Origin of the sequence: Owenweeksia hongkongensis DSM 17368, from assembly GCF_000236705.1 — a bacterium.
Taxonomy (GTDB): Bacteria; Bacteroidota; Bacteroidia; order Flavobacteriales; family Schleiferiaceae; genus Owenweeksia; species Owenweeksia hongkongensis.
This window is the reverse complement of the sequence record NC_016599.1, coordinates 224,415-249,425: the sequence shown is the minus strand read 5'-3', so window position 1 is coordinate 249,425 and position 25,011 is coordinate 224,415. Positions and strand designations below refer to the sequence as shown.

The 25,011-nt window shown below is 39.0% G+C and carries 21 protein-coding genes; 10 read left to right on the top strand and 11 right to left on the bottom strand.

Annotated elements, in window-relative coordinates; all coding sequences use genetic code 11:
* Positions 1 to 37 precede the first annotated feature (37 nt).
* Genes OWEHO_RS01135 through OWEHO_RS01125 form a run of 3 tightly spaced genes read left to right on the top strand, consistent with a single transcriptional unit; the run spans position 38 to position 3,925 of the window.
* Positions 38 to 1,243 carry a condensation domain-containing protein gene (locus OWEHO_RS01135; protein WP_014200610.1) on the top strand — a complete coding sequence of 402 codons (1,206 nt, stop codon included), beginning with the start codon at positions 38 to 40 and terminating at the stop codon, positions 1,241 to 1,243.
* Positions 1,236 to 2,495 carry an FAD-dependent oxidoreductase gene (locus tag OWEHO_RS01130; protein WP_014200609.1) on the top strand — a complete coding sequence of 420 codons (1,260 nt, stop codon included), beginning with the start codon at positions 1,236 to 1,238 and terminating at the stop codon, positions 2,493 to 2,495. The genes OWEHO_RS01135 and OWEHO_RS01130 overlap by 8 nt, the downstream gene beginning before the upstream one ends.
* Positions 2,495 to 3,925, top strand: a complete 1,431-nt coding sequence (locus OWEHO_RS01125) for a class I adenylate-forming enzyme family protein (protein ID WP_014200608.1) — start codon at positions 2,495 to 2,497, stop codon at positions 3,923 to 3,925. Before OWEHO_RS01130 ends, OWEHO_RS01125 begins: the two co-directional genes overlap by 1 nt.
* Here OWEHO_RS01125 and OWEHO_RS01120 read toward each other — a convergent pair.
* Positions 3,922 to 4,896, bottom strand: a complete 975-nt coding sequence (locus OWEHO_RS01120) for an ABC transporter ATP-binding protein (RefSeq protein WP_014200607.1) — start codon at positions 4,894 to 4,896, stop codon at positions 3,922 to 3,924. The two genes, OWEHO_RS01125 and OWEHO_RS01120, sit on opposite strands and share 4 nt — an antisense overlap.
* 110 nt (positions 4,897 to 5,006) lie before the next feature.
* On the opposite strand from OWEHO_RS01120, the gene OWEHO_RS01115 reads away from it, so the two are divergent.
* Positions 5,007 to 5,987, top strand: coding sequence for a fasciclin domain-containing protein (locus tag OWEHO_RS01115; protein ID WP_014200606.1), 981 nt, complete (start codon positions 5,007 to 5,009; stop codon positions 5,985 to 5,987).
* A 189-nt stretch (positions 5,988 to 6,176) separates the two neighbouring features.
* On the opposite strand, the gene OWEHO_RS01110 is transcribed toward OWEHO_RS01115, so the two are convergent.
* From OWEHO_RS01110 to lpdA, 4 genes are all read right to left on the bottom strand, one after another.
* Positions 6,177 to 8,423 (bottom strand): patatin-like phospholipase family protein, encoded by a 2,247-nt coding sequence (locus OWEHO_RS01110; protein WP_014200605.1) that lies wholly within the window; start codon positions 8,421 to 8,423, stop codon positions 6,177 to 6,179.
* Positions 8,424 to 8,445: 22 nt separating this feature from the next.
* Complete coding sequence (locus OWEHO_RS01105) at positions 8,446 to 8,898, bottom strand: DUF1569 domain-containing protein (protein ID WP_014200604.1); 453 nt, start codon at positions 8,896 to 8,898, stop codon at positions 8,446 to 8,448.
* On the bottom strand, positions 8,898 to 10,040 hold the full coding sequence (locus OWEHO_RS17645; protein WP_014200603.1) for an OmpA family protein: 1,143 nt from the start codon (positions 10,038 to 10,040) through the stop codon (positions 8,898 to 8,900). Before OWEHO_RS17645 ends, OWEHO_RS01105 begins: the two co-directional genes overlap by 1 nt.
* Positions 10,041 to 10,156: 116 nt before the next feature.
* The gene (gene lpdA, locus OWEHO_RS01095; protein ID WP_014200602.1) at positions 10,157 to 11,545 is read right to left on the bottom strand and encodes a dihydrolipoyl dehydrogenase; all 1,389 of its coding nucleotides are present in this window, start codon (positions 11,543 to 11,545) and stop codon (positions 10,157 to 10,159) included.
* A gap of 122 nt (positions 11,546 to 11,667) precedes the next feature.
* On the opposite strand from lpdA, the gene OWEHO_RS01090 reads away from it, so the two are divergent.
* Positions 11,668 to 12,150: a DUF5362 family protein gene (locus OWEHO_RS01090; protein WP_014200601.1), complete on the top strand. Its 483-nt coding sequence runs from the start codon at positions 11,668 to 11,670 to the stop codon at positions 12,148 to 12,150.
* Positions 12,151 to 12,230: 80 nt separating this feature from the next.
* Here OWEHO_RS01090 and OWEHO_RS01085 read toward each other — a convergent pair whose 3' ends face one another.
* From OWEHO_RS01085 to OWEHO_RS01065, 5 genes are all read right to left on the bottom strand, one after another.
* Complete coding sequence (locus OWEHO_RS01085) at positions 12,231 to 13,229, bottom strand: metal-dependent hydrolase (RefSeq protein ID WP_014200600.1); 999 nt, start codon at positions 13,227 to 13,229, stop codon at positions 12,231 to 12,233.
* Positions 13,230 to 13,342: 113 nt separating this feature from the next.
* The gene (locus OWEHO_RS17640) at positions 13,343 to 16,195 is read right to left on the bottom strand and encodes a PAS domain S-box protein (protein ID WP_014200599.1); all 2,853 of its coding nucleotides are present in this window, start codon (positions 16,193 to 16,195) and stop codon (positions 13,343 to 13,345) included.
* Between the two features lie 162 nt (positions 16,196 to 16,357).
* The gene (locus OWEHO_RS01075) at positions 16,358 to 16,735 is read right to left on the bottom strand and encodes a RidA family protein (protein WP_014200598.1); all 378 of its coding nucleotides are present in this window, start codon (positions 16,733 to 16,735) and stop codon (positions 16,358 to 16,360) included.
* Between the two features lie 66 nt (positions 16,736 to 16,801).
* On the bottom strand, positions 16,802 to 17,056 hold the full coding sequence (locus OWEHO_RS01070; RefSeq protein WP_014200597.1) for a Txe/YoeB family addiction module toxin: 255 nt from the start codon (positions 17,054 to 17,056) through the stop codon (positions 16,802 to 16,804).
* Positions 17,057 to 17,308 carry a type II toxin-antitoxin system Phd/YefM family antitoxin gene (locus tag OWEHO_RS01065; protein ID WP_014200596.1) on the bottom strand — a complete coding sequence of 84 codons (252 nt, stop codon included), beginning with the start codon at positions 17,306 to 17,308 and terminating at the stop codon, positions 17,057 to 17,059.
* A gap of 119 nt (positions 17,309 to 17,427) precedes the next feature.
* On the opposite strand from OWEHO_RS01065, the gene OWEHO_RS01060 reads away from it, so the two are divergent.
* Entirely contained in the window at positions 17,428 to 17,991 is a 564-nt protein-coding gene (locus tag OWEHO_RS01060; protein WP_041627774.1) for an anthranilate synthase component II, read from the top strand.
* Here OWEHO_RS01060 and OWEHO_RS01055 read toward each other — a convergent pair.
* Positions 17,988 to 20,708 carry a putative LPS assembly protein LptD gene (locus tag OWEHO_RS01055; protein ID WP_223252705.1) on the bottom strand — a complete coding sequence of 907 codons (2,721 nt, stop codon included), beginning with the start codon at positions 20,706 to 20,708 and terminating at the stop codon, positions 17,988 to 17,990. The two genes, OWEHO_RS01060 and OWEHO_RS01055, sit on opposite strands and share 4 nt — an antisense overlap.
* Before the next feature lie 86 nt (positions 20,709 to 20,794).
* Here OWEHO_RS01055 and OWEHO_RS01050 point away from each other — a divergent pair, with 86 nt between their 5' ends.
* The 4 genes from OWEHO_RS01050 to OWEHO_RS01035 are packed head-to-tail and all read left to right on the top strand — an operon-like array spanning position 20,795 to position 25,011.
* On the top strand, positions 20,795 to 21,985 hold the full coding sequence (locus tag OWEHO_RS01050) for an N-acetylmuramoyl-L-alanine amidase family protein (protein WP_143764438.1): 1,191 nt from the start codon (positions 20,795 to 20,797) through the stop codon (positions 21,983 to 21,985).
* A 37-nt stretch (positions 21,986 to 22,022) separates the two neighbouring features.
* A complete protein-coding gene (locus OWEHO_RS01045; RefSeq protein WP_014200592.1) occupies positions 22,023 to 23,045 on the top strand; it encodes an MlaD family protein in 1,023 nt (340 codons plus the stop codon).
* Positions 23,046 to 23,061: 16 nt separating this feature from the next.
* Positions 23,062 to 24,378 (top strand): (Fe-S)-binding protein, encoded by a 1,317-nt coding sequence (locus tag OWEHO_RS01040; protein WP_014200591.1) that lies wholly within the window; start codon positions 23,062 to 23,064, stop codon positions 24,376 to 24,378.
* A gap of 27 nt (positions 24,379 to 24,405) precedes the next feature.
* Positions 24,406 to 25,011: a hypothetical protein gene (locus tag OWEHO_RS01035; protein WP_014200590.1), complete on the top strand. Its 606-nt coding sequence runs from the start codon at positions 24,406 to 24,408 to the stop codon at positions 25,009 to 25,011.

The following is a 25,011-nucleotide window of genomic DNA, read 5'->3' as shown; positions in this document are numbered from 1 at the left end:
TGGAACTGACTATTTTTTTCTGGTGCTATTACAGCACATGAAAAAGCAAGGAAGCACAAGCTACGATTGTCGATTTATCATGAAGCTGGATAAGCATTTAGCTCTTGAAGCCCTGCAAGCGGCAATTCAGCAATCACAGTATTTTGAGCTTTTAGAGCAAACTCGATTAAGCTTTCCAAAGTTTAAAATACCTAAGTGGGAATTGACAAATGAGCGTATTTCTACAATAATTAAAACCCGTAAATCAAACTCAGATGAAATTCCAACTGAGGTTTTAAATAAACAAATCGAACTAAAAGACGATAACCTTTATCGCTTTGATTTAATACACCATCCCACCTGCAGCACTCTAGTTTTTTCCTGGCATCACATATTAATGGATGGCTTTGGAGCCAATACACTTTTACATTCCCTATCTCATACTATTGAAAATGCTGAGCGCAATTTTTTAGTCACTCCAGCAAAAGAAGGTCTTCGCCAGCAGTGGAGCAAGCTTATGAAAACCAAAGACTTTTTGAAAGATATTTCGAAAGGTTCACTTCAAAAAATTAAAGAGTTAAATACAATTCAAAAAGTTGATTTTGTTGAGTTAAAATTTAATGCCAAACAAACAGCAGAGATAAAGGAACAGGTAATAAAGTACAGTCGAGGCGGAATCGACACTCCGTATTTCTTAGGAATAATTGCCTTGGCCTATTTCAAAACATTGGAACAACGTGTCGAAAAACTTGAAGACATCTTCGTCCCAGTTCCAATGGAATTACGCAAAGCCGGAGCCAAAGGTCCCATCCTTTCAAACCAGCATACCCTTTTATTTTTCAGAATAAAAGCCAATTTGAGAAATGATAAAGCTGCGCTTATTAAAGACCTCAACGAGCAGTTTTTCAATCAGGTAAAAACTCAAATGCCGCACAACTATGCGAGTATGATAAACCTGCTCAGATTATTACCTACAGCCTGGTATTACAAACTTGTGAAAGGGCCAAATGACGAAAGCCTTGCTGGATTTCTTTATAGTAAATCACCATCACCAAACAACCTTTCTGGTCTTTTGGATTGTCATATAACCGATGCAACCGTTTTACCGCCAAACACAAGTCCTCCAGGAATTTCATTTCAAATGATGACCTTTGGTGGCAATTTAAAATTCGTTATACAGTTCAGCGAAAGCTGCTTTGCTAAGGTGGAAATCAAGTGTATTTTGGAAGAAATGCAAAAAGAACTTTTGGCACCCAATGACTAATAATGTAGAAGATGTAGATGTATTGATTGTGGGTGGTGGTTCTGCCGGAATTGCCGCAGCCATTGGCGCGTCTAGAAATGGTGCCAAAGTAATACTGATTGAAAAGTCATCTCAACTTGGCGGAAAAGCCACACAATCAGTGGTGGGTACTATTTGCGGTGCATACTACAGAAGTACTAACAAAACTTCAAAATATGTTACCAATGGTTTTGCTAAAGAATTTTGTGAAATCCTAAAAAAAGCAAGTAAAACGGAGCCTATTGCACATTACCAGCATGAGCTTCATTTTTTACCATATAATCCACTTTCATTATCATTAATAGCAGATGATTTCTTGGCGGAAGCCAAAAATACTCAATGCTTTCTCCACGCTACTATTAGTGATATTTCCATTGTTAATAATAAAATTACCACCGTTGAATTCATCAATTTTAAAGAGAAAAAAATAGTTCGGCCAAAGTTTGTCATAGACTGCACTGGAGAATCTACCGTGTCGAAAATTGCAGGAATTCCTACTTTAAAACAAGATGAATATCAAGCCTCAGCTGTGGTTTTCTCATTAGAAAATGTAGTTCCTTCTGAACCAGTAAAACTCTCTTTAGCTATTCTTAGAGCGATCAGCAAGGCAATTACTGATAAGGAGCTTCCTGCCGATTTAGACAAGGTATCGATTGTTCCAGGTTCTATTCGTGATACTCATCTTATGATTAAACTGGCTCTGCCTACCATCGTAAATGATACAGCTGAAAACAAAAGTGAAATAGAACGATTTGCAAGAAAAGCAGCTGCTAGTGTAGCCGATCAACTCATTAAGAGAGTGAGCAACTTTGCAAACGCTCATATAGGTTTTGTAGCTTCTGAAGCCGGAACGCGCACCGGAGCCCTTTCTGAAGGCAAATACATTCTACAAAAAGAAGATGTTCTCAACTGTGCAAAATTTGAAGATGGAATTGCTAAGGGAGCCTGGCCGATAGAGCTTTGGGAATCTGGAAAAAATGCTCAATTAGAGTTTTTTCCTCATGATGAACACTATGAAATTCCACTCCGAGCTTTAGAATCTAAAACAATCGGAAATTTATACTTTGCGGGCCGAATAATTTCGGCCACCAACAATGCTATTGCGAGCGCCCGTGTAATAGGAATTTGCCTAAGTACAGGATATGCGGCTGGCACAGCGGCTGGTTTACAAACTCAAGGATATAATCCGTTAGAAATTATAAAACTTATACGAAAAGAACAAGTAGATCGATAATGCCAGATGTGTATCAAATCTTAGCCAACGCTGCCCAAAAGTGGCCAAACAAAGTTGCTATTTATGATTGTAAAGGCTCATTAACCTTTACCGAATTACAGCAGCAGAGTGATGCTTTGCGAGATGAACTCACTTCAAAAGGTATTTGTAAAGGTAAAGGCTTGGGCGTACTAGCCCGTAATAGCCGAGAGTTCATCATTGGTCTTTTTGCAGGCATTGGAACAGGTGCTACCGTAATGCCTCTTTCACATCAACTCAGAGAAAACGAGCTAAATGAGGCTATTTCTGAATCCGGGCTCCACGCAATTATTGATGACAACAGTGTGACCAGAGGCACCGCAGAATACCAACCAATTGACAGCAGTAAAGGTTTTAGGTTTTCATTTACTGAAAATAAAGACAGAGAAAATATTGCTCCTCATGTTGATCATGCCGCATTTATAAGGTTTACCTCTGGAACTACAGGAAAAGCAAAGGGTGTGGTTATTTCACACTCATCCGCTCTTGAACGAATAAAAGGTGCACAGCGAGCTCTAGAGCTTACAGAAGAAGATGTGGTAATTTGGGTTTTACCAATGGCCTATCATTTTATTGCCAGCATTGCTCTTTACGTTTATACTGGTTCAGCTATTGTGATTGCTGATAATTTTATGGCACCTACAGTTATCGATTGCATTAATAGACGCAAAGGAACTTTGCTTTACGCATCCCCTATGCATCTCCGCATGCTCGCTGCTGATAAATCAGAAGCTAAAATTGAGAGCATGAAGCGCGTAATTTCCACAAGCACTTCAATTGCTAAAGATGTTTGTGAGTCTTTTTACCATCGCTTTGATATTCCTGTAACACAAGCTTACGGCATTATAGAAATTGGCTTACCTATTATAAATAAGGATCATAGCATTGATATGCCTGAAAGTGTTGGAACTGAGGTCGAAGGCTATTCTACGGTTATATTGGATGAAAACTGTGTAGAACTTCCTGAAAACACTGAAGGTCTTTTGGCCATTAAAGGCCTCGGAATGTTTGACGCCTATCTTAATCCTCCCCTCATGAGGAGCGAGGTTGTGCAAAATGGTTTTTTCAAAACTGCCGATATGGCCATCAAAGACAGGCAAGGGAGAATCTTTATCAAAGGACGCAAGAGTTCTGTCATCAATATTTCTGGAAACAAAGTATTTCCTGAAGAAGTAGAAAGCCTGATAAATACGCTTCCTCAAGTTAAAATGTCCAGAATTTCAGGAGTACCGCACCCTATAATGGGGCAAATTGTGCAAGCCGAAGTTATTCTGAAAGAAGGCCAGGATATTGACCAGGAAGACTTGATTTCCTTTTGCAGGAAAAACCTATCCTCTTTTAAAATACCACAAAGAGTGAAGAAAGTCGAGCAAATAGAAATGACCGATAGCGGGAAAATCAAGAGACATTAGTTTCCTCCAGAATAAGTCAATTTTACCTTTTGTCCTTCTTCCAAGTCTCCTTTTCCAAAATAATGGGTTATTAAAGTTTGCCCATATTCTGAGCTATACACTTCTACTTCTGTAAAACCACCGCAATAATGCAGGTTGGTAATTTCTACTGAAATACCAGTTTCAGCAAAAGAAAGCTCATGTGGCCGAACTAACTTTTTTTCCGTTTTCAAGGCTTTTACCAACTCAGAATTAAGCACGTTTATTGGGCCCAACAACTCTGCCACATAGCGGTTTTTAGGATTTTGATACACTTCCTTCGATTTTCCCTGCTGCACAATTTTGCCCTTTTTCATAATGACCAGTCTATCACACAGGCTAAGTAAGTCTGCTGGCTCATGTGCCACCACTACCATGGCTTTTGCCCTCCATTCACTTTTCAGCAATCGTATGGCTTGTACTTTTAAAGAATAATCCAAGTTGGCAAAAGGCTCATCCAACAAAAGCACATCTGGCTTTGTGGCAACAGCCGTTGCCAAAGCTATTCTCTGTTTTTGCCCCCCTGAAGTATTTACCGCTTTGTTAGAGCCTACATCCTTTAAATTAAGGTGTGATTTCATTTGCTTAAGCAAGCGCTTTCTTCCGCTCTCGCTCAAGCTTAAGCTGTTGCGGATAATGTTTTCATCTACAGTAATGTATGGCATCAAATCAAAATCCTGATCTACGATTTTTATGGAATCGTGTCCACGGAGTAATTGCTCATTTCCAGCATAAATATTTTCATTCTTAAAAAACACCTCGCCACTTTGAGGAACTAATTTGGCGCTAAGCACTTTGAGTAAGGTTGTCTTTCCTGACCCACTCTCCCCGGCTATTCCCACTACTTCGCCAGCTTTTAGGGTAAACCTAATATTAGTAAGCACCGACTTTTGGCCATAGCTAAAATTGATGCCCTTAGCTTTAAGAAGACTATCAGTTTTAATTGTTTGCATTAAGAATGTGATATTTGCAGTTCGCCAGCCAACCTTTGGTTGATATTTAGCGTGTAAAGAAATGAACTATAAGTCAATTGGAGAATTTCCGATTGCAGAAATTATAATCAATGACAAAGACTCTGAACGCTCTGTTTCTCGTACTTTTTTCCATAGCTCTCTTTATAGGATGTAAAGAGGATAGTTACACGCCAGCGCAGATAGAAACAAGTGTGTACAATACATTACGCCAACAATCTGACCTTTCAATTACTCTTGAAGCAATTGAAATGGCAGGTTTGCAAAATGAGCTCCGTCAAGACAACCTCACATTCTTCGCTCCTACGGATAGTGCTTTTAAGGCCTACCTGCAAGACCTTGGTGTAGATAGCCTTTCCGGACTGTATAATTTTTATGGCGCTGCTACATTTAGAAATGTAATGCTGTACCATCTTTTAGAAAAAAAGGTGAAAGGCATGGACGTGGTAAACTCTTACATTTTAACGGCTGCTACAAATTCCAACGGAAATAATATTCATGCGTACATCACCCGTATTGACAAAAATATTTCGCTGAATGCTTTTACAGCCAGGGTTTCAGAAAGGGACATTGAGGTTGGCGGAAGCGTAATTCACAAAATTGATGGCGTGCTTTCTCCTCTTACCTTAAATGGTTTGATACGTGTAAATCCCAATTTTAGCAAGTTGAAATCTGCCATCAGTAAATCTCAAGGTAACTTAGAAACAATACTTAATCAGGAAAATCAAGTACATACAATATTTGGCCCTGACGATATTGCTATTACTGCTTTTCTGAGCGGCAATGGTTTCACGGACTGGAGTGACTTTGCCAATTCCAATAGCTATAATGCTCTTAATAACTTATTGCAATACCATATCATTTCTGGAGAAACCCAAGCACAAGACTTGAAGAATCAGACCTATAACACTCTATTTACAAACCATTGGATACAGATAGTAAAGGAACAAAGTGGTGCTATTAACATTCAGGATGAAAAAGGCAGCAGCCCTGCGGCAGGACTAAAAACTACGGATATTACCGCTATTAATGGGACTATACATGTCCTTAATAAAGTATTAGAACATAACTAGTCTCTGCTCGGTAACCATCGACCAACCTTAGGTCCTTCATTTTTTGAAGGACTTTTTTATTTGAAGTAATCCAACTTTACGTTCCCTACGTAAATAGAGTTGTAGAGCATTATTAAGTTATATAATGTAAAATTTTGTTTGGTTGGTTGAATTGCCGGTAGCGTTAATTTACTTGAATAGTAAATGGCGTTACCGGCTTTCTTTTAAAGCATCAAGCAAAACTTTTAAAGCCTCCTGGTTGGTCTTATTTTGAAAAGTAGATAATATACTTTGCTTCTCCACATTAGTAAGATGCCAGCTTAGCGACACATCCTTATCTTCATTTATTAATGAAAAGCGCACGATGTCCATAGGCATTTTTAGCTCCTCACGACTAAGCTCCATAAGTAGTGACTTGTTGTAAATCTGAAGATTATGAAAACTCTTCATCACCCCACCAATTGGTAAAGTAAGTTTGTCCAGCTTAGTTACCCGTTCTTCTTCAATGGGTATTTCATTGGCACGATTTGCTTTTATCTGCACAATGATTACTCCACTTGTATTTTCTTCAATCCATTTTTTATGAGAAAACACATATCGTAAGCTATGCTCAAAACCTTCATTATCGCGAACTCCCGCATCAATAAGCTCAATACCCGGCTTAGATGGCATGTTGATAAGTGGCGTGATATACGGGAAGGAAGCGCTCATTCGCAAGGCCGTAAGAAAACTCAAGTTATCGGCATCCTGATCAGCAAACAAGCGGCTAAACTCTATACCACTATGTTCTTTTTCGCGACCAATACCCGCGTATGGACGTGTAAATGTAAGGTAGGAAACTCCCTGAGGGCTCATTAGTAATTTGCGACCGTCCCCTACTATTGTAGGCGCCAATACCATCTGTGGCATTTGCGAATTAAATTCCAGTTCCTTGTATTCGTAGAACTTTCTATCCAGCAGTCCCATGGTATTTTCGTTCAGTCTTCTATCAAAAGTATAGCCTCTATCTTTTGGGTAAGAATATGGTTCATACTCCACTTTTTTTAGCCTAAAAAACAAATCATTTACCGCCAAGGTAAAGGTTACGGGATTCAATAGGTCTTTCCCCATCAGGGTGAGTAGCGTGTCATTTTGAAGATTGACATCTAAATTACCCTTCCTATTTCTATACTCTACTTCACGCAAAAAAGCCGCACCCAGCATTCCACCAGATGAACCTGTGATTAAATGAATATTTGGGTAAAACTGGTTTCCAGTGGCTTTATCTATTTCTTGAATAACCTTGGTAACCCAAAGTGCAGACCGCAAACCGCCACCACTAACATTTAGCAATATTAGCTTAGGCTTACTTTCATCCTGCTTTGCTTTCCAGTTTTGTAATATTTGAAGGCTTTGCTTCTTGTCATACTTTACTAAAGAATCATTAGTGAGTGCTTCAAAATTCGCATACGAATAGTCAGCCCGTTCGGTCTCGTAATTCATACCATAAGCATAATTGAGCGAAGCAAACCTTTCGAAACCAGAGAAATAATTCAATGCAAAAAGAACTACCACGCCAATAGTTACTGTCCACGTTTTGAGCCTTGTATAAAACGCTCCTGTAACCATTAAATACAATGAAAAAATAAGAAATACAGACGCTCCTGCGGGTATTATAAACACTTCGTTATCCCCCACAAGGCTAAGGCCAATAACCAGTAATATGAGAATCACAAAGTAAATAGAGGCACTAAAATGATGCTGTTGAATAGTTTCCAGCAATACCTTTTTGCCATAATGCCCCGCATGTCGAGTAAGCTTTATTTTAAACATGCCACTCATATAGTAATTAATATGAGTCTTTGACCTTGAGCCAATCTTAGTTGCTGGCATCATGATATTCTGTAAGGGCTTTAGAGCTTTTGCTTTCTTGCTTCCATCCTCAGGTATATCCAGCGTTTTTAGTGTACTTATAAAATAAGAGAATGAAAAGAGAATGGTAAAAAGTCCACCTGCGGCAAGCCCTAAAGTGTTTATTGCTATTGACATCCAATCGAAGCCTTCCCTTAGTAAAAGGTCAATTACCTGATATAAATAAAAGCCGATAAAAAGAACCGGGATAACTGAATTGTTGATACTGAACTTCCAAAGTGGACGACTAAGTGTGGCCAAGAAAGGATAGCGATAACTGTAGTAAATATAACTGCTGATATGAAAGGCCATTACAAAAAGACCACCCGAGACTCCTACTATAAAATAGCTTACAAAGTTTACTTTATCCAGGTATTCTGGTGTGAGAAACAAATAACTCAGGCCATAACTTTCGGCCATAAAGCCACCAATAAAAGCGAATAGAATAAGCCAAAAAATAATTAGTAAATGGCTACGCCTAAGGTGAAGCAAAAACAACTGGATAGGAAAAAACGAGTTGGCAAAAAACCATCTATCTTTTATCCAATTGAGTAAAGAGCTTATCATATATTTTGTTGGGTTAGATCAGCTATAGCAATCCAAATTGTAGGAAGTGATGTGTAAAATGTTTCTTGTGCAAGTGTTTCCACTCTGCCACATTGAGCCTTCCAAAACTAGAATGAATAGCACTATGGTATGGATGCTTTTCAAAGTACTGAAGCATTTCTTCAATACGTTTTAGCAACTCCACTTTCTTCCCATTAATGTCGCCATTTTTTGTGGGATAATCATCAAATTCTTTAGGCCTTGGTAAATCTTTTCCAAATGGACGGTCGCTCATCAAAAACTTCTTGAAAACCGGCAGCTTATCTTCCGGGGTTGTAATTTTTCGAGGCGCATCTTCCATGCTTATTGTAATACCAGCTATCAAGTGCTCGACCATTTCTTCAGCATTCATGCTACCCCATTCAGGCTTCGCATCAGCACTAAGCTTGGCTAGCACTGGTGCTACTTCGTCCTTAAAGTACTTGTTGTAACCCATCACTTTTCAGAAATTTTCACCATTAAAAAATTATTGTTGTCAGAGTCGGGCATTCGGGAAGTTGCTGGTTTTGGGCGTACCAAAAATAACTCCCTAGGCACATACATTTTTTTTAGCGTCCTGTCAATTGCAAAGCCTCTTCCCTTGGTAAGGGCATTGTCATTAATGTTATCAAATATCACAAATTCGAAGTAAAGATTTTCAGGGTGCTGCAACATTTCAGCGATAAGCGAAAGGGAATGATCGCCCTGAGGTGTAAGCCTTGATTTTTTGTTGAAAAAAGTAACACCAAGTACGGGTGCTCTCAAGTCCAACTTTTTATCGAGGGCAATTACATTCTCCACTCTGTCACTGTTGTCAATTACCAATACTTCTACCCTTCGGTTCAGTGCTTTCTCCTTTTCTGTTTTTTCTTTAAAAAGGGGCTTCTTGTTGCTAAATCCTTTATAACTCAACCGTGATTGGTCAATACCATTTCCTACCAAAAAGTCATGCACCATCTTGGATCGCTCCATAGAAAGCTCATAATTATCATTACAACAAACGTGGCCCTGCAATTCAATTTGTAAATCAGGATACATCAACATTACTTCGAGTAAATCCCTGAGCACAGAAAAACTTTGTGCTACCGGAATGGGTTGGTTTCCCACAAAATTGAGATTTGGTAAGCGGATGCGTTCTCCTTTTTTAAACTTCTCACTTGTAATGCGGTACTCTGGCTTTGGGAACAGGCTTGGGTCAATGGATAAATGTACTTCTACCCTTCTGTTTCGAGCCCTGGTTTCTGCGGCATTGTCATACTTCGGTCTTTCTTCTCCATAGTAATCAGCATCTACTAACAATGGGTCTAAACCATTGTAAACAAGATAGGTAAGAATGCTTTGAACCCTTCTTTTTGAAAGTTGACGATTGTATTCTATTCCGGCAAGACTATCGGTATGACCGTAAATTTCTACATGTTTTAAAACAGAAATTGGAGCCAAATCCAACACGCTGTCCACTTTAGCTTTTTGAGCTTTGGATAAAGCGTATGAATCCAAATTAAAATTGATTTCGAAAACTAAAGTGCTATCTCCTTTTTGAGCTATTGCAAAATTGAGTGTAAGGATAAGAGCAGCAAGCGTATGTTTTATAAACTTCATTCAAATGAATTAAAACCCAACAAAGGTTGAACGACAAATATGACGAGTAGGTATCATATTTCATAAAAAAAGCCCCGAAACATTTCGGGGCTCTTCAAAAATATATAAGTGCTTACTTACAAATGAATCACCTCATCATAAGCAGCAGCAGCAGCTTCCATCACAGCCTCACTCATGGTTGGGTGTGGGTGTACAGATTTTACAATTTCCATTCCGGTAGTTTCCAACTTACGTGCTACAACTGCCTCGGCAATCATTTCGGTAACGTTGGCTCCAATCATGTGGCAACCTAAGAATTCACCGTACTTGGCGTCAAAAATCACTTTTACAAAACCATCTTTGTGACCAGCAGCACTTGCTTTACCACTTGCTGAGAATGGGAATTTACCCACTTTAAGTTCAAAACCTGCTTCCTTAGCAGCTTTCTCAGTATAACCTACAGAAGCGATTTCAGGAGAACAGTAAGTACATCCCGGGATGTTGTTATAATCTAATGGTTGTGGATGGTGTCCAGCAATTTTCTCCACACAAATAATACCTTCAGCTGAAGCTACGTGAGCTAAAGCTTGTCCAGGAACACAGTCACCGATAGCATAATATCCATCAACGTTGGTAGCGTAATAATCGTCTACCATGATTTTTCCTTTTTCAGTTTTGATGCCTACAGATTCCAAACCGATATTTTCGATATTAGCAGTAACACCAACGGCAGAAAGAACTACATCGCAATCGATTTGCTCCTCTCCTTTTTTGGTCTTCACAGTTACTTTACAACCATCACCAGAAGTATCTACTTTAGTTACTTCGCTATTGGTCATAATTTTGATACCCGTTTTTTTAAGGCTACGCTCCAATTGTTTTGAAACTTCCTCATCTTCCACTGGCACCACGTTTGGAAGAAATTCTACTACAGTAACTTCAGTTCCCATAGTATTATAGAAATAGGCAAACTCAACACCGATTGCTCCTGAACCTACGATCACCATTTTCTTTGGCTGCTCAGGCAAGTTCATCGCTTGGCGGTAACCTATGATTTTCTTTCCATCTTGCGGCAAGCTTGGCAACTCACGGCTGCGTCCTCCAGTAGCAATGATGATATTTTTTGCGCTATACTCGGTAGTTTTACCGTCTTCTCCTTTTACAGAAATCTTTTTGCCGGCCTTCACGGTACCTTCGCCCATGATCACCTCAATCTTGTTTTTCTTCATCAAGAATTTGATACCGTTGCTCATTCCTTCGGCAACAGTACGGCTGCGCTTTACCACTTTGGTAAAATCTTTATCTACATTCTCAGCTCTCAGACCGTAGTCTTCAGCGTGATTCATATATTCAAATACATTGGCGCTCTTAAGAAGTGCTTTGGTTGGGATACATCCCCAGTTTAGGCAAATTCCACCAAGGCTTTCGCGCTCTATAATGGCAGTTTTCAAACCTAGTTGTGCTGCTCTGATAGCTGCTACATATCCTCCGGGGCCACTGCCCAATACTATTAAGTCAAAATTCATAATGAATGATTTATTCGATTCTTTCTAAGCTTGCGCGAATTTAAGCCATATTCTTAATTGAGGAATCCCATTTCAATGAATATTCTATTTTCGCTCTTTATCAACTAAAAAAACATAAAACTATGGAACCTTTAGATACTCTTAATCCAGACCCTCAACAGCCATCACTTTTAAAAACAGACTACGTCCGCCAAATGCTGAGCACAACTGCAAAATGGACCAAATTCCTAAGTATAATAGGTTTTATAGGATGTGGGTTGATGGTTATTGCGGGTCTTGGACTAGCTGCTATTGGAAGCTCTTTTCCTTCTACCGATAATCCAGCAATGAACTTAATTGGAGGTAGTGCCTTAGGAGTAATTTATATTTTGGCGGCAGCCTTATACTTTTTCCCTAGTCGCTATTTATATCAATATGCTGAGAAGCTAAACCTAGCGGTACAATCTGAAGATGAGACCCAATTGATATTAGCATTAGACAAAAACAAGAGCTTCTTCAAGTTTGTGGGGATCATGACGATAGTAGTTATTGGGCTATATGTGCTTATGTTTATTGGGCTTATAGCAGGAGTAGCAATGGGCAGTGAGTTTGTTGTGCCTTCATAGTCCTAAACTTTCACTTACAAGACCTGACAGGTTTTTCAACGCAACGCTAAAAAACCTGTCAGGTCTATTTCTATCAAAAGTCAGTTCCCTTTTACCCGTTCCCAAAGCTCTTTCAGTAATTTCTTGCCATCGCGTGGTGCTTTAGCCTCTTCGGTAAAATGAACTTGTCCAGTTGAGTCAACATCTATCCTATACTTAAAAACAAAATTTTGAGAATTGGGCTCCAAGCTCATTAAACCAAAGCGCAAATCATTAAAATACAATTGCCCATCTTCTCTACTGATGGTATACCAGTCTTCGGAAATATGAATCATTCGCTGTACTTTTTCATGCTCCGAGAGGTTTCCCAGCAACTCGTGATTTTTGGGATACTTTTCAAAAGTGATGGGTTGAGTATCAAAAAACGAGTAACTCCCCAATAAGTAGGTGTCATCAGCTTCTACATTGGCGCTCCATAATATAGTGTTCATGGGCGAAGGGCGTGTGTCAAGTTGAGTATATTCTATGTTTTGCTCATGTAATGCCCATTCAAATTTTGAGAAGGCCAAAGCTTTTAGCAGAAATGTAAGAGCCAAATAGCTGGAGCTAATAATGAGTCCGAGATTATTGTAGCGTCTGCGTTTTAGAGATGTACGCTTTTGCCGCATGGCTAAAATCAAAAACATCAAAAAAGGCAATGTATAAAGCGGGTCAATCACAAATATGGTTTTGAACGCCAAACGTGCATCCATAGGCCAAAACAATTGTGTGCCCCAAGTGGTGTGTGCATCTAAAAGTGGATGAGTGATAAAGGCCCAAAAGAAAAGCCATGACCAGCCTTTGAAGCTTTTATAGGATTCATAACGGGAAACTATCCAACCAAAGATGGGCGCAAAAAGCACAGAAAAAACTATGGAGTGTGTAAACCCCCGATGAACAGCAAGGGCTGTAACTGTATCAGTAAAGTTAGAGGCCAGTACATCAAAATCCGGAATAGTGCCCGCAATGGCACCATAAAGCACTGCCTTATTACCAACTTTTTTACCAAGCACAGCCTCGCCAACAGCCGCCCCTAAAACTATCTGCGTAAGTGAATCCATAGAACTGGCGAAAATAGGTGATGTGGGTTAAGTAGATGGTATTTTATATACTCGCATTGCGACTTAGGTTTTGAAACCTAATGAATCCTGACACTCTTCGGTAGGCTTACTACTTATTTCGATTTATTAAACTTGATTACAAACTTAGTACCCTTATCTATTTCACTGTAGGCCTTTATGTTACCCCCCATAGCTACAATTTGTGTTTTCGTAAGATATAGGCCCACTCCTTTAGCATCAGGATTTCTATGAAACGTTTTATGCAACCCGAATAATTTTTCTGCATGTCTTTTCATGTTTATTCCTAGACCATTATCTTCTACATGAAGCTCTATATTCCCTTCCTCATCTCGAAGGGTTTTTACAGACATCCAAGCCTGTCGGTTGGTAGATCTATACTTAATTGCATTGGACATCAGGTTTAGGAAAATGCTATCCATATAATCGGAATTATATCTTATCTCCGAAGCTTCATCAAATTCAAAATCTACCTGTATTTGATGTTCCAAAATTTGCCCTGAAAGTAATTCCAAGGTTTTATCAAAAACCTTCTGAAAACTTACTTGCTCCGTTTGTTGTGGTGTTTGCTCTTGAATTTTGAGTGCCTCCATTAAATCATTTAAGGTTTCAAAAAGATGGGTTATCACTGTACCAAACTTTTCTATTAACATATCCCTATCCGCCTGATCGGTAGAATCATTGTATAAATTAAGTAAGGCCAAGAGGTTGCTCACTGGTGCTCTTAGGTTGTGAGATGTGATTTGAGCAAAATTGGCTAACTGACGGTTTTGATTAGTGAGCCTTGCAGCCAAGGCCTCTAGGTTTTCATTTGCCTCTTTAAGTCGTTCTTCCTTTTGCTTAATTTCGGATATATCCGTGGCTACCCCCAAATAGCCTTTTAAGTTTCCGTTACTATCTCTTATTCCGGTCACAGCTAACTGCACAGGAAAGCGCCTCTCATCTTTTGAAATATATGTCCACTCCCTATTTTCATACCCCCCACGCTTCACTGCCTCTGTAAACACATCAAAACCGCGAATATCTCTACCATATTCTGTTGATAATGCCATCCCGCGATCATGAACCTCTTCTTCACAGTGTAATACATTTGGAGTAGTTATTCCCACCATTTCTTCCATGGAGTATCTAAGTAAAGCCTCCGCCCCTTTGCTAAAATGAGTTATGACTCCATCAAGATCGGTACTTATAATGGAAACATTGGTACCGGAATCAAGAATAGCTGTCAATTCCTGATTTACCTTATCCAATGCATATTGAGCATTTTTTATTTGATCAATATCCTGAAAAAGCCCATATAACCTGATGCATTCTCCTTTGTCATATTCAGCTTGTCCAATTGTCCTTATCCATTTGCTTCTTCCTGAGGCTGTAGTTATCTCCAGCTCAGCATCAAAGGGTGCACCCGTTTCTGCTGTATGATCTACCATGGATTTAATAGCATCTCTGCTTTTACCTTCTTTATAAAAATCTATAGCGGTTTTAAATTCCGGTACATAATCCTCTTCTACCTCATGAATTTCCTTTGTTACCTTATCCCAGTTAACCTTTTTATCTGCTAAATCTAAATCCCAAACCCCAATTCTGGCAATATCAGAGGTTTTTGACAATATCTCTTCGATACGTCTTTTTTCTTGTTCTCTAATTTTTTGTGTGGTAATATCTTCTGTATACATCAGGATTCCACCAATGTCATCTGGAGATGAGTACCATGGCCTAACTTCCCATTTTATCCACTGCATAGACCCGTCTTCTCTTTCAAAACCAGCCTCATCACATTTGTTTACGTCTCCCTGCTGGCATTTCGTATGAATTTCTTTCCAATCGTCACCTATTTCAGGAAATATATCATAATGAGATTTACCTATAATATCCTTTCCAAATAGATCATAATCCTCATACCATTTCTCAGAAGCAGCAATGTATTTCATCTCTGTATCAAACATTGCAATAGCATTGGGGGCTTGACTTACAAAAATTTTATTCCTTTCATTACTCTTTTGAAGTTCGGTATTTATATCACTAAGAGCAGCTGTCCTTTGCATTACTTTTAATTCAAGTTTTGCGTTTGCTTCTTTCAGGGCAGCTTCCGCTTTCCGCCTTCCTTTATCTACTTTATTTAGAGAAGTTGCTGTAAACCAAATCATAAAAAGACCAACCACCAAAAAAAGTAATACAAAAAGACTAATACCAAACTCCATGCTTATCAGCCCTAAGCGATGAGCATTAACCCAAGCTACACCAAGAAACAATACCAATATGGTAAGCAGTGGAAAGAGATTTCGAGCCATTATTTGCCCAACCTTATCACCAAAAAATAAAGCGGTCAAACCCCATTGTGGTGTGTTCATCTGAAAGAAAAAACCGAGCACCAAAAAGCCAATGGAGGTGTGAAGAGCCATGGAAACCAAAAATGTAAGCTTATGAAAAGCTGGAATCTCATACATATAGCCGACAATTGAGACCAATGCCACAAATATTACCACATGATTAAAAAAGGAACTAACAAACGGGCAAAGTTTATTTTTATAAAAAAAACACAATTGAGCCAAGCCTAATAAAAAGAAGCAAAATGCCGTACTAATGGACATTCTTCCAGGATAAATACCTCCTTTACTTCTTGCTATATAATCTTCCACAAATAGTTCGTCAATACCCAAATTGGTTTCATACAAACCTTGATAAATGTGCAAAGCACCAAAAAGAACTAGAAGAATAGATAAACTCTTTATAACTACACTGCGCTTGGAAAAAGAAAATGATTGTAGACATAAGATAATTCCTGCCAGAACAAAACCAACAGCCGTATTCCACTTCATAGTTTCAAGATTAGGAATAAGGCTTAATAAAATGTCTGTCCGGGTAAGCCATCCAACCATTACTGTGCCCCCACAAAGGGCAACCACACCTCCTGCTATTAGCGCATGCTTATTGTATCTACCTCTCATTTCCAAAATTTATCACTTACAAAGAAGTACATTTTTAGATTAAACTTTATGCATAAAATCTTACAAGAAATAAATAGTAGGCTTACACCTAATGCTAGTCAGTGCATGCAGAAAATCTTCACTTAAACCTTAGCGTCCAAACAAACAATTAAACGGTGATTATTATTTCACGGCAATCCCCGAAATCTCAACATTTACGTTTTTGGGCAAGCAAGCTACTTCTACAGTTTCTCTGGCTGGTGGATCGGCCTTAAAGTACTTTGCATATACTTCATTAATTTGTGCAAACTGCCCCATGTCTTTTATAAAAATGCTGCACTTTACTAGGTTGGAATAATCCATTCCAGCTTCAGCCAAAATACTCCCCAAGTGCTTCATTACCCACTCGGTTTCCTCCTGAATAGTGTTATCCATAAGCTCTCCCGTTTCAGGGTTTAATGCTATTTGCCCGGAAATATAAAGAGTACCATTTGCCAAAACGGCTTGATTATATGGGCCAATGGGAGTTGGGGCTTTGGTAGAGGTAATTATCTTTTTCATTATCGATTTTATTTTGACTCAATGTAAGTATGAATTAGGTAAATATCCCGATCGATATTCAACATTTTAATAGTGATACCTGCACTGTACAACTCGGATTTCATCGTCATTCATTCTATACACCAAGCGATGTTCCAAATTTATTCTTCGAGACCAATAACCAGAAAGGTCGTGCTTTAGAGGTTCGGGATTTCCAATACCTTCAAATGGAGAGCGATAAATATCCTTCAAGAGCTCATTAATTTTCCTGAGCATTCTTTTGTCATGCTTTTGCCAATAGGTATAATCTTCCCACGCTTGATTAAGGAACGCAACCTTCATTTATTCTTGTAAATCATGGACTGTGGCTTCTCCCTGCTTGTCTTCTTCAATGGCGGCTAACAACCTGTCTGCATTCTTTGGACTTTTCAGTAGATAAAAAGTTTCCTGCATACTTTCATAATCACTTTTGCTCATCAGCACCATATCTTCACCCTTGGGCCTACTTATAAATAAGGGCACTCGTAAATTGAAAACCCGTTCAAAATAGCTCTTCATGTTTCTCCTAAAGTCTGTAAGATTGGTCACTTCCATGGTATAATTATTTTCACAAAGATACAAAAGTACAGCATCCTGTACACTTGTATTATTTTCTTAATAATTCAAAGCAATTTCTTCTATTTGCAGCCGCCACCAAAAGAAGCATTTTACTTGTGAAAGTTCTGATACTCGACAATTACGATTCGTTTACCTACAATCTTTTCCACTATGTAGATCAGCTATGTGATGATGTGGTGGTAAAACGCAACGATGAAATTTCTTTAGAGGAAGTTGATGAATTTTCGCACATCATTATTTCCCCAGGACCAGGGTTACCAGTAGCTGCTGGCATTACAATGATGGTTTTAGAAAAGTATCATAAAACAAAAAACATATTTGGGGTTTGCTTGGGCTGTCAGGCTATAGCCGAATTTTTTGGGGGAAAACTATATAATCAACAGTTAGTAGCTCATGGTATTTTCCGAAATGTGAAACAAACAACACCTTCCAAACTATTAAAGGATTTACCCTCAGAATTTAAAGTGGGACTTTACCACTCATGGGCCATTGACGAAAAATCCCTTCCAGAGGAATTAGTTATTACTTCAAAATCGGAAATGGGAACTGTGATGAGTTTAGAGCATCATAAATACGCTGTGTGCGGAGTGCAGTTTCACCCGGAATCGATTATGACCGAGGGTGGCCTTCAGATTATAAAAAACTGGTTGGAATCTTAACGTTCAAAATCTCCAATTCCTCTTACACGCTCTAGCTTCAAGTCTTTCAGCGTTTGTGCTTTTACATTTATACCAATGGTATAAGATTGCTGCAAGCCAAATGGAACCCATGAGCAACGGATTTCCCAGCAATGAAGGTTTCGATAAAAATCAAAAGAGGTGTAGGTAAAATCTTTGGCTTCAATATCATAACCAGTGCTCATCCCTGCTCTCCAGTTTTTAGTTATTTCAAAGTTGGCATTCATGTCTGCCGATTGACGAACCACAGCATCCAAGCCATTATAACTTTTAGTAAGGTTGTAATTAACATTTGCCGACCAAGGCAAAGAAAAATCCACTCTTTGGCGGGTATTGTAGTAATTTATATCCCCTGCCGTAATTCCCAAATCATTGGCAAAACCAGGGTCTGCAAGCGGTCCTTGCGACTGCTTATCCTCATCACTTTTCTGGCTATTTTCCTTTTTGCTAAACCTACTTTGATCCAAATTAATTCCTGTTGTAAAACGCTGGCTAGTAGTACGCAATAGCTTACCATTTACATCAATAGCAAATTCATTTACTCGTTGCCCCTCTATTTCATCATAGCCATAGAGATCAAAAACAGCCGAATAGTTTAGAGATATCAAACCTTTAAAGATCGAAGAAGACATGGTAAGATTCACATTGGACCATTTAAACTCTTCAGCAGCTACATTATAGGATGTAGTCAAACTTAGTCTCTCCAAAATCTTCACTTTTTTAGCTCCAGTACTATCTTGCTTATCGCGAATTTTAGATTCCAATGTATTGAGCAAAGAGAAGTTTACATTACCCTGCACCCCCTCACCAGCAGATCCATAAAGCCCATAATTGTACATGTTTCTCCTTTCAGTATTCCCTAAAGTATCTACCTGTACATCCTGATAATATCCCCAAAATTCTGTAGAAAAATCAGGGCGATAGGAAAGCCCTACTGTAGGTGTCATCACATGCCTTATGGCTTTTACAAATCCTTTATAATTCCATTGTCCATATAGTTTGGTACTTAAGTTGGCATTCACACTAAAGTCACGTACACCATAAAAACCTTTTGTCGTATCAACCACCCGTGCCTGATTCACAGCTCTTCCATCGATTGAGTCTACAAACCCCCATTCTGAACGCTCAAAATACCAGCGCTCCGTATAATTAATACTTGGGTTCAATACAAAGTTTTTAAACACCTTGTAGTTGGCACTAATAGGAATACTGTGGCGAACACCATTACGAGCACTATCAGCAAATACAGTTTCAGTAAAAAATGGCTTACCCATTTTAGTACGGATTTCGTTTTTCCCTGTCACGTTATAAGAATACCCAATTTCTTCAAACCACTTTTTACTACCTACAGCATTTTTTCGCTTGAAAGGAAATTGACGGTTTACCGAAAAGTTTACATCCGGCAAGGTTACCGTCATATCATTGGTAGTATTATTTTGAGAATGATTTAATGTAGCTGTAAGGTTATAAGGCTTACCAACCCAGCTTTTATTTAAACTAATACTTGAATTGGCTGTATTTTGAAGCACCTCGTCTCTATCCGTACTATTTAGTTTGAAATAATTAGCCGAACTCAAGTTTACATTAGCGGAAAAGCGCAAACTTGGATTAGCCTTGGCATCTTGCTGATGACTCCAGTTTACAGCAAACTGAGAATTATCGGCAAAAAACTGGCTCCCGTAATCCAGAAACTCCTCTCTTCCATACCTTACCTTGCTGTAACTCATTCCAAAATTACCCGAGTATTTATAGCGCTTACGATAATTGGTTCGCCCATTTAACCCCCATCCCCCTTGGCTATAGGCATCTCCTGTAAGAGTAAGATCCAAATAATCGTTTATGGCCCAATAATATCCACCATTGGTAAGAAAGTATCCACGGTTTAAGTTTCGCCCATATGCAGGAATTATTATCCCAGACTTTCGAGTTTCGGTGGTTGGAAAAAATCCAAACGGAACAATCAACGGGGTAGGTACGTCCAAAACTTCGAGGTATGCAAACCGGGTAATAATTTTATCTCCCGCTACTACCTTTGCTTTGTTGGTTTTAATTTCAAAATGTGGATGTTCATGACTGCATGTGGTGTAGGCTGCATTTTTTACATAAAATACATTGTCATTAATTTTCTTAACATCCTCACCATGTAAAAAGCCTTCACCCTCTTTAGTGATCACACGCTTAATTTTTGCCTTTTTAGAATCAAAATTATAACGCATGGTATCGGCTCTGTACGACTTTCCCCCTTCTATAAAAATGGGTTTTTGAACTACTGCACCCGAAGTGTCGCGTAAACCTGTGGCGTACACCTCACTATTATCGAAGTTTATTTGAATGTAGCCGGCTGTAATTGTCATATTTTCATAAGACACTTTAGCTTCATTATACAAATAGGCTTCACCAATATCTAGACTACCTACAATACTATCTGAAGCTGTATATTCAACCTTTGATGTTAAGAAACCTCCATCATCTGAAGGACGTGAAACTGGCGTGCTGTAAATAGAATCAGTGCTTAACCTTACCTTGTTTGAGACAGGAGTATCCTGGTAAAGAGAATCCAGAACACCCGTGGCCGTTGTAGAATCCAAAGCTTGTGCAACCGAATCTATAGCCGGTAAACTATCGCTCGGAACTACCTGACCAAAGGAGGGCACAACAAAGCCAACAATGACCGTTAATAAAATGATAAATTTTAGCACCCTTTTGCTCAAGATGACTTATACCTTTGCTTCTTAATTTTTTGGCTCCCAGTTTGAGTGGCCAAAGCTAATCAAAAATCAGTCCATTGAAGAAAAGTATAGTATTTATAATACTTTCGGCCCTAATGTTGACGGGCATCACAGCCTATGCACAACCCTCTCAAAAAGAAGGCGTGCATACCGTAGTAATAGATGCCGGCCATGGTGGCCATGACCCAGGAAACCTTGGCACAAGACGATATAAAACCACAGAAAAGGACATAGCTCTACTTGTTGCACTAAAAGTTGGAGGCTATATTCAAGAAAACTTTAAGGATGTAACAGTGATTTACACCCGTAGTACTGATGTATTCGTTGACTTGCAGGAACGTGCTAAAATAGCCAACCGAGCCGAGGCCGACTTATTTATATCCATTCATTGTGATGCCTTTACCAAATCATCAGTGTCAGGGGCTACATCTTTAGTAATGGGGCAAAATCATGACGATGATAATTTACGGGTAGCTATGCGTGAAAACTCTGTAATTTATTTAGAAGAAAATTACGAAGAAAAATACGAGGGCTTTGACCCGAACAATCCTAGCAGTTATATAGCTTTTAGCGTTTACCAAGGAGCTTTTATGCTCCAAAGCGTAACCTTTGCACAAAAAGTACAGGATCAATTTAGAACCCGAGTAGGTCGTAAAGACCGTGGCGTAAAACAACAACCGCTTATGGTTACCAAAATGGCGGTGATGCCATCCGTGCTTATCGAACTTGGTTTTTTAACCAACCCTACCGAAGAAGATTTTTTAAATTCTGAAAAGGGTCAATCCTATATGGCCAGTGCTATTTATCGTGCTTTTAAAGAATATAAAGAAGAGCGTGAACAATTTCACCTTGAGATAGCCCCAGCTACCCCACCAGTACAAACAAAACCTACCCCTACTCCTGTTCAGCCAAAAATAGGAACGGAAAACAAATCGGTAGAAAAAACTCCTTCTTCTGAACCTACTATTAAACAAGTTGATACAAAAGAGGTTTACTACTGCGTGCAACTTGCTACAAGTGGTATCAAAAAAGAACTTATTCCTCAAAATTTTAAAGGTGTGGAAGGTGTACGTTTTTATGAAGATGGAGGGCTCTACAAGTACATTGTGGGGCAAACCACCAATTTAAAAACAGCAGAAGCATTAAAAATGAAGATGAAGGATGCAGGCTTTAAGGATGCCTTTGTTGTAGCTTTGGCGGATGGTAATAGGATATCAATATCTGAAGCCAGCAAATTGCTTGAATAAAATTTACAATATTTGTTAAACTCAAACATTACACCTCTTGAAAATCAGTAGGGAATTTAAGGTCGGTCTCGTATCCATAATAGCAATGGTGCTCCTTTATTGGGGCTTTAGTTTTTTAAAAGGCCAAGACGTTTTTGAAAATAAAAAAGTACTCTATGCAGTATATGATCGTGTAGAAGGACTTACTCCTGCCAAAGCAATTTTGCTAAATGGCTACAAAATAGGAACCGTTGATAAAGTATATTTCCATCCTGATGGTTCAGGAAACTTGGTTGTAGTACTAAACATCACCAGTGATTTTGATATTCCAAAAAACTCAGTAGCTGCGATTCAAAGTACAGACTTGCTGGGAGATAAGGCTATCAACCTCACACTTGGCAAAAGTCCTGAGTTTGCACAAAGTGGTGATACCTTAAAGTCAAATATTGAGCTGAGCCTTACCGAAGAAGTAAATAAGCAAGTTGCTCCTTTAAAGAATAAGGTTGAAAAGCTTTTTGGATCCATGGATACCGTACTTTTCCTGCTTACCGGTTTTTTGGATGATGATTCTAAAGATGGATTTGAAGCTACTCTTAAATCCTTAAGGCGAAGTTTTACGCATTTAGAAAGTACAATGAGTTCTTTAGATAGAACCGTTACTACTTCGCAAAATGACTTAGTAGGAACTTTCGCCAATCTAAATAAGATAACCACTAATCTTGAAGAAAATAGCGAAGAACTAAGCGGTATTTTCTCTAATCTAAACTCCCTCAGTGATTCACTTTCAAAAGTGAGATTTAAGGAAACTTTTGAAAGCCTAAACAAAACATTGCTAGTAGCGGAAAGTGTACTTTCTAAAATAGATTCTGGTGATGGAAGCATGGCCTTACTGGTAAATGACCCCGAGCTTTATAATAATTTAGAAAGCGCATCAGAGCAGCTCGACCTCCTTCTTTTGGATATTAAATACAATCCGAAAAGGTATATCAAGCTTTTTGGTGGGAGAAAGGATTATGACGAAGAGGAGCTCCTTAAGCAGGAGAAAAAAGATGCAGCCAAAAGAGAGGAACTAAAGGACTAACCAAACAAAAAGACCTATGCATTTCGGTATTCAAAATATCATTTTCATTGTTGTGTTGATTGCGGCATTTGCCCTATTTGGTAGAAGCTTCAGTAAAATATGGCGCAACATAAAACTGGGCCGTGATAAAAATCGATCTGATCGCCCGAGTGAGCGTTGGGCTCTTATGACTCGCGTAGCCTTTGGTCAATCAAAAATGGTAAAAAGACGTGCCGTTGCTGGATTCTTCCACGTAGTTATTTATGCAGGCTTTTTACTTATCAATATTGAAGTAGCCGAAATACTGATTGATGGAATATTTGGAACGCACCGATTATTTGCTGAACCTTTGGGAGGACTTTATGATGTAGCCATTAACTTCTTCGAAATTCTTGCAGTTCTTGTAATAATTGCCTGCCTGGTGTTTCTATATCGTAGAAACGTTAGCGTTGTTCCTCGCTTTAAGGATCTTACTGGTTGGGCCAAAAAAGACGGAAACAATATTCTTATTATAGAATTGGTGTTGATGACCGCACTTTTGCTTCTTGGAGCTGTAGAAGCTAATTTGCCTGATGCTAAAGCTGGCCCATGGTTGGTTAGTGGAATGTTGGCTCCAATGTTTTCAGGTTTTTCTGTAGAATCGTTACATATCATGGAGCGTGTATTTTGGTGGGCGCATATCCTTGGTATACTTGCTTTCCTAAACTACCTCCCCTACTCCAAGCACTTCCATATTATTTTGGCTTTCCCTAATGTGTGGTATTCCAAACTTGAGCCAAAAGGCCAGTTTACCAATATGGAAAGTGTAAAGAAGGAAGTAGAGTTAATGATGGATCCAAATGCCGATCCTTTTGCTGCTCCTCCAGAGGGTGCTGAGGCCGCTGCGCCTGAACGATTTGGTGCAAAAGATGTAATGGACTTAGATTGGGTTCAACTGATGAATTCTTATGCGTGTACCGAGTGTGGACGATGTACTGATTCTTGTCCGGCAAATATTACTGGTAAAAAGCTTAGTCCTCGAAAGATTATGATGGATACCCGCGACAGACTAGAGGAAGTGGGTAAAAATATAGACGCTAACAATGGTGAGTTCAAAGAGGATGGCAAGACCTTAATCGATGACTACATTAGCCGCGAAGAACTATGGGCTTGCACCACGTGCAACGCTTGTACGGTTGCCTGCCCGGTAAATATTGACCCTCTTTCCATTATTATGGATATGCGCAGATATCTGGTAATGGAAGAGTCTGCTGCTAATCAGGCATTAAATGGTATGATGAGCAATGTGGAAAACAACGGAGCTCCATGGGCTTACCCAGCAGCCGATCGCGGAAACTGGATAAATGAAGCATAGTCGGCTCGCCATTTAAAAGCTTTTTTCATGAGAAATACACTATCACTTATCGCGCTACTTTTAGCATTGCAAGCCTGCAATAAGGATAGCTATTTTACTCTTACTCCCACTAATGATATAGTGCAATTTATACCAAATAATACCACAGAAAAGCGCTACAGAAGCAATACCGATGATACCCTTAGCTTTTTGCAAGCTGGTATTGATACCAACTATATAAAGAGTTCACAGGATATTGGCTCTACCGGAAATGTCGGCACCTTAGACTATGTGGAAGTTCGCGAACATACTGCTACTTTAAGAGGTGTAAACAACCCCTATAAAGTAAACTACAGAGTCTATTCACAGTATGATCCTTCATTAGGGTCACGCTCCAGAGATTTTTTGGACATTACCTTTTTCGAAGATAATGTGGAACAAGGTAAGCTGAGCTTTATATACACTGATAGCCTGATCTGTGTAAGTGAAAGATGTGGATTTGAAACCACCCTGAAATTACAAGAAAAGTCTTTTAGCAATGTGTACTTTTTAAAAAGGGATAGCATAAGCCGTCAATCTTTTTATATTAATGCCACTAAAGGTTTTGTAGGCTTTAGAACTACGGATAACAAAATTTTTGAACTGATAGATTAA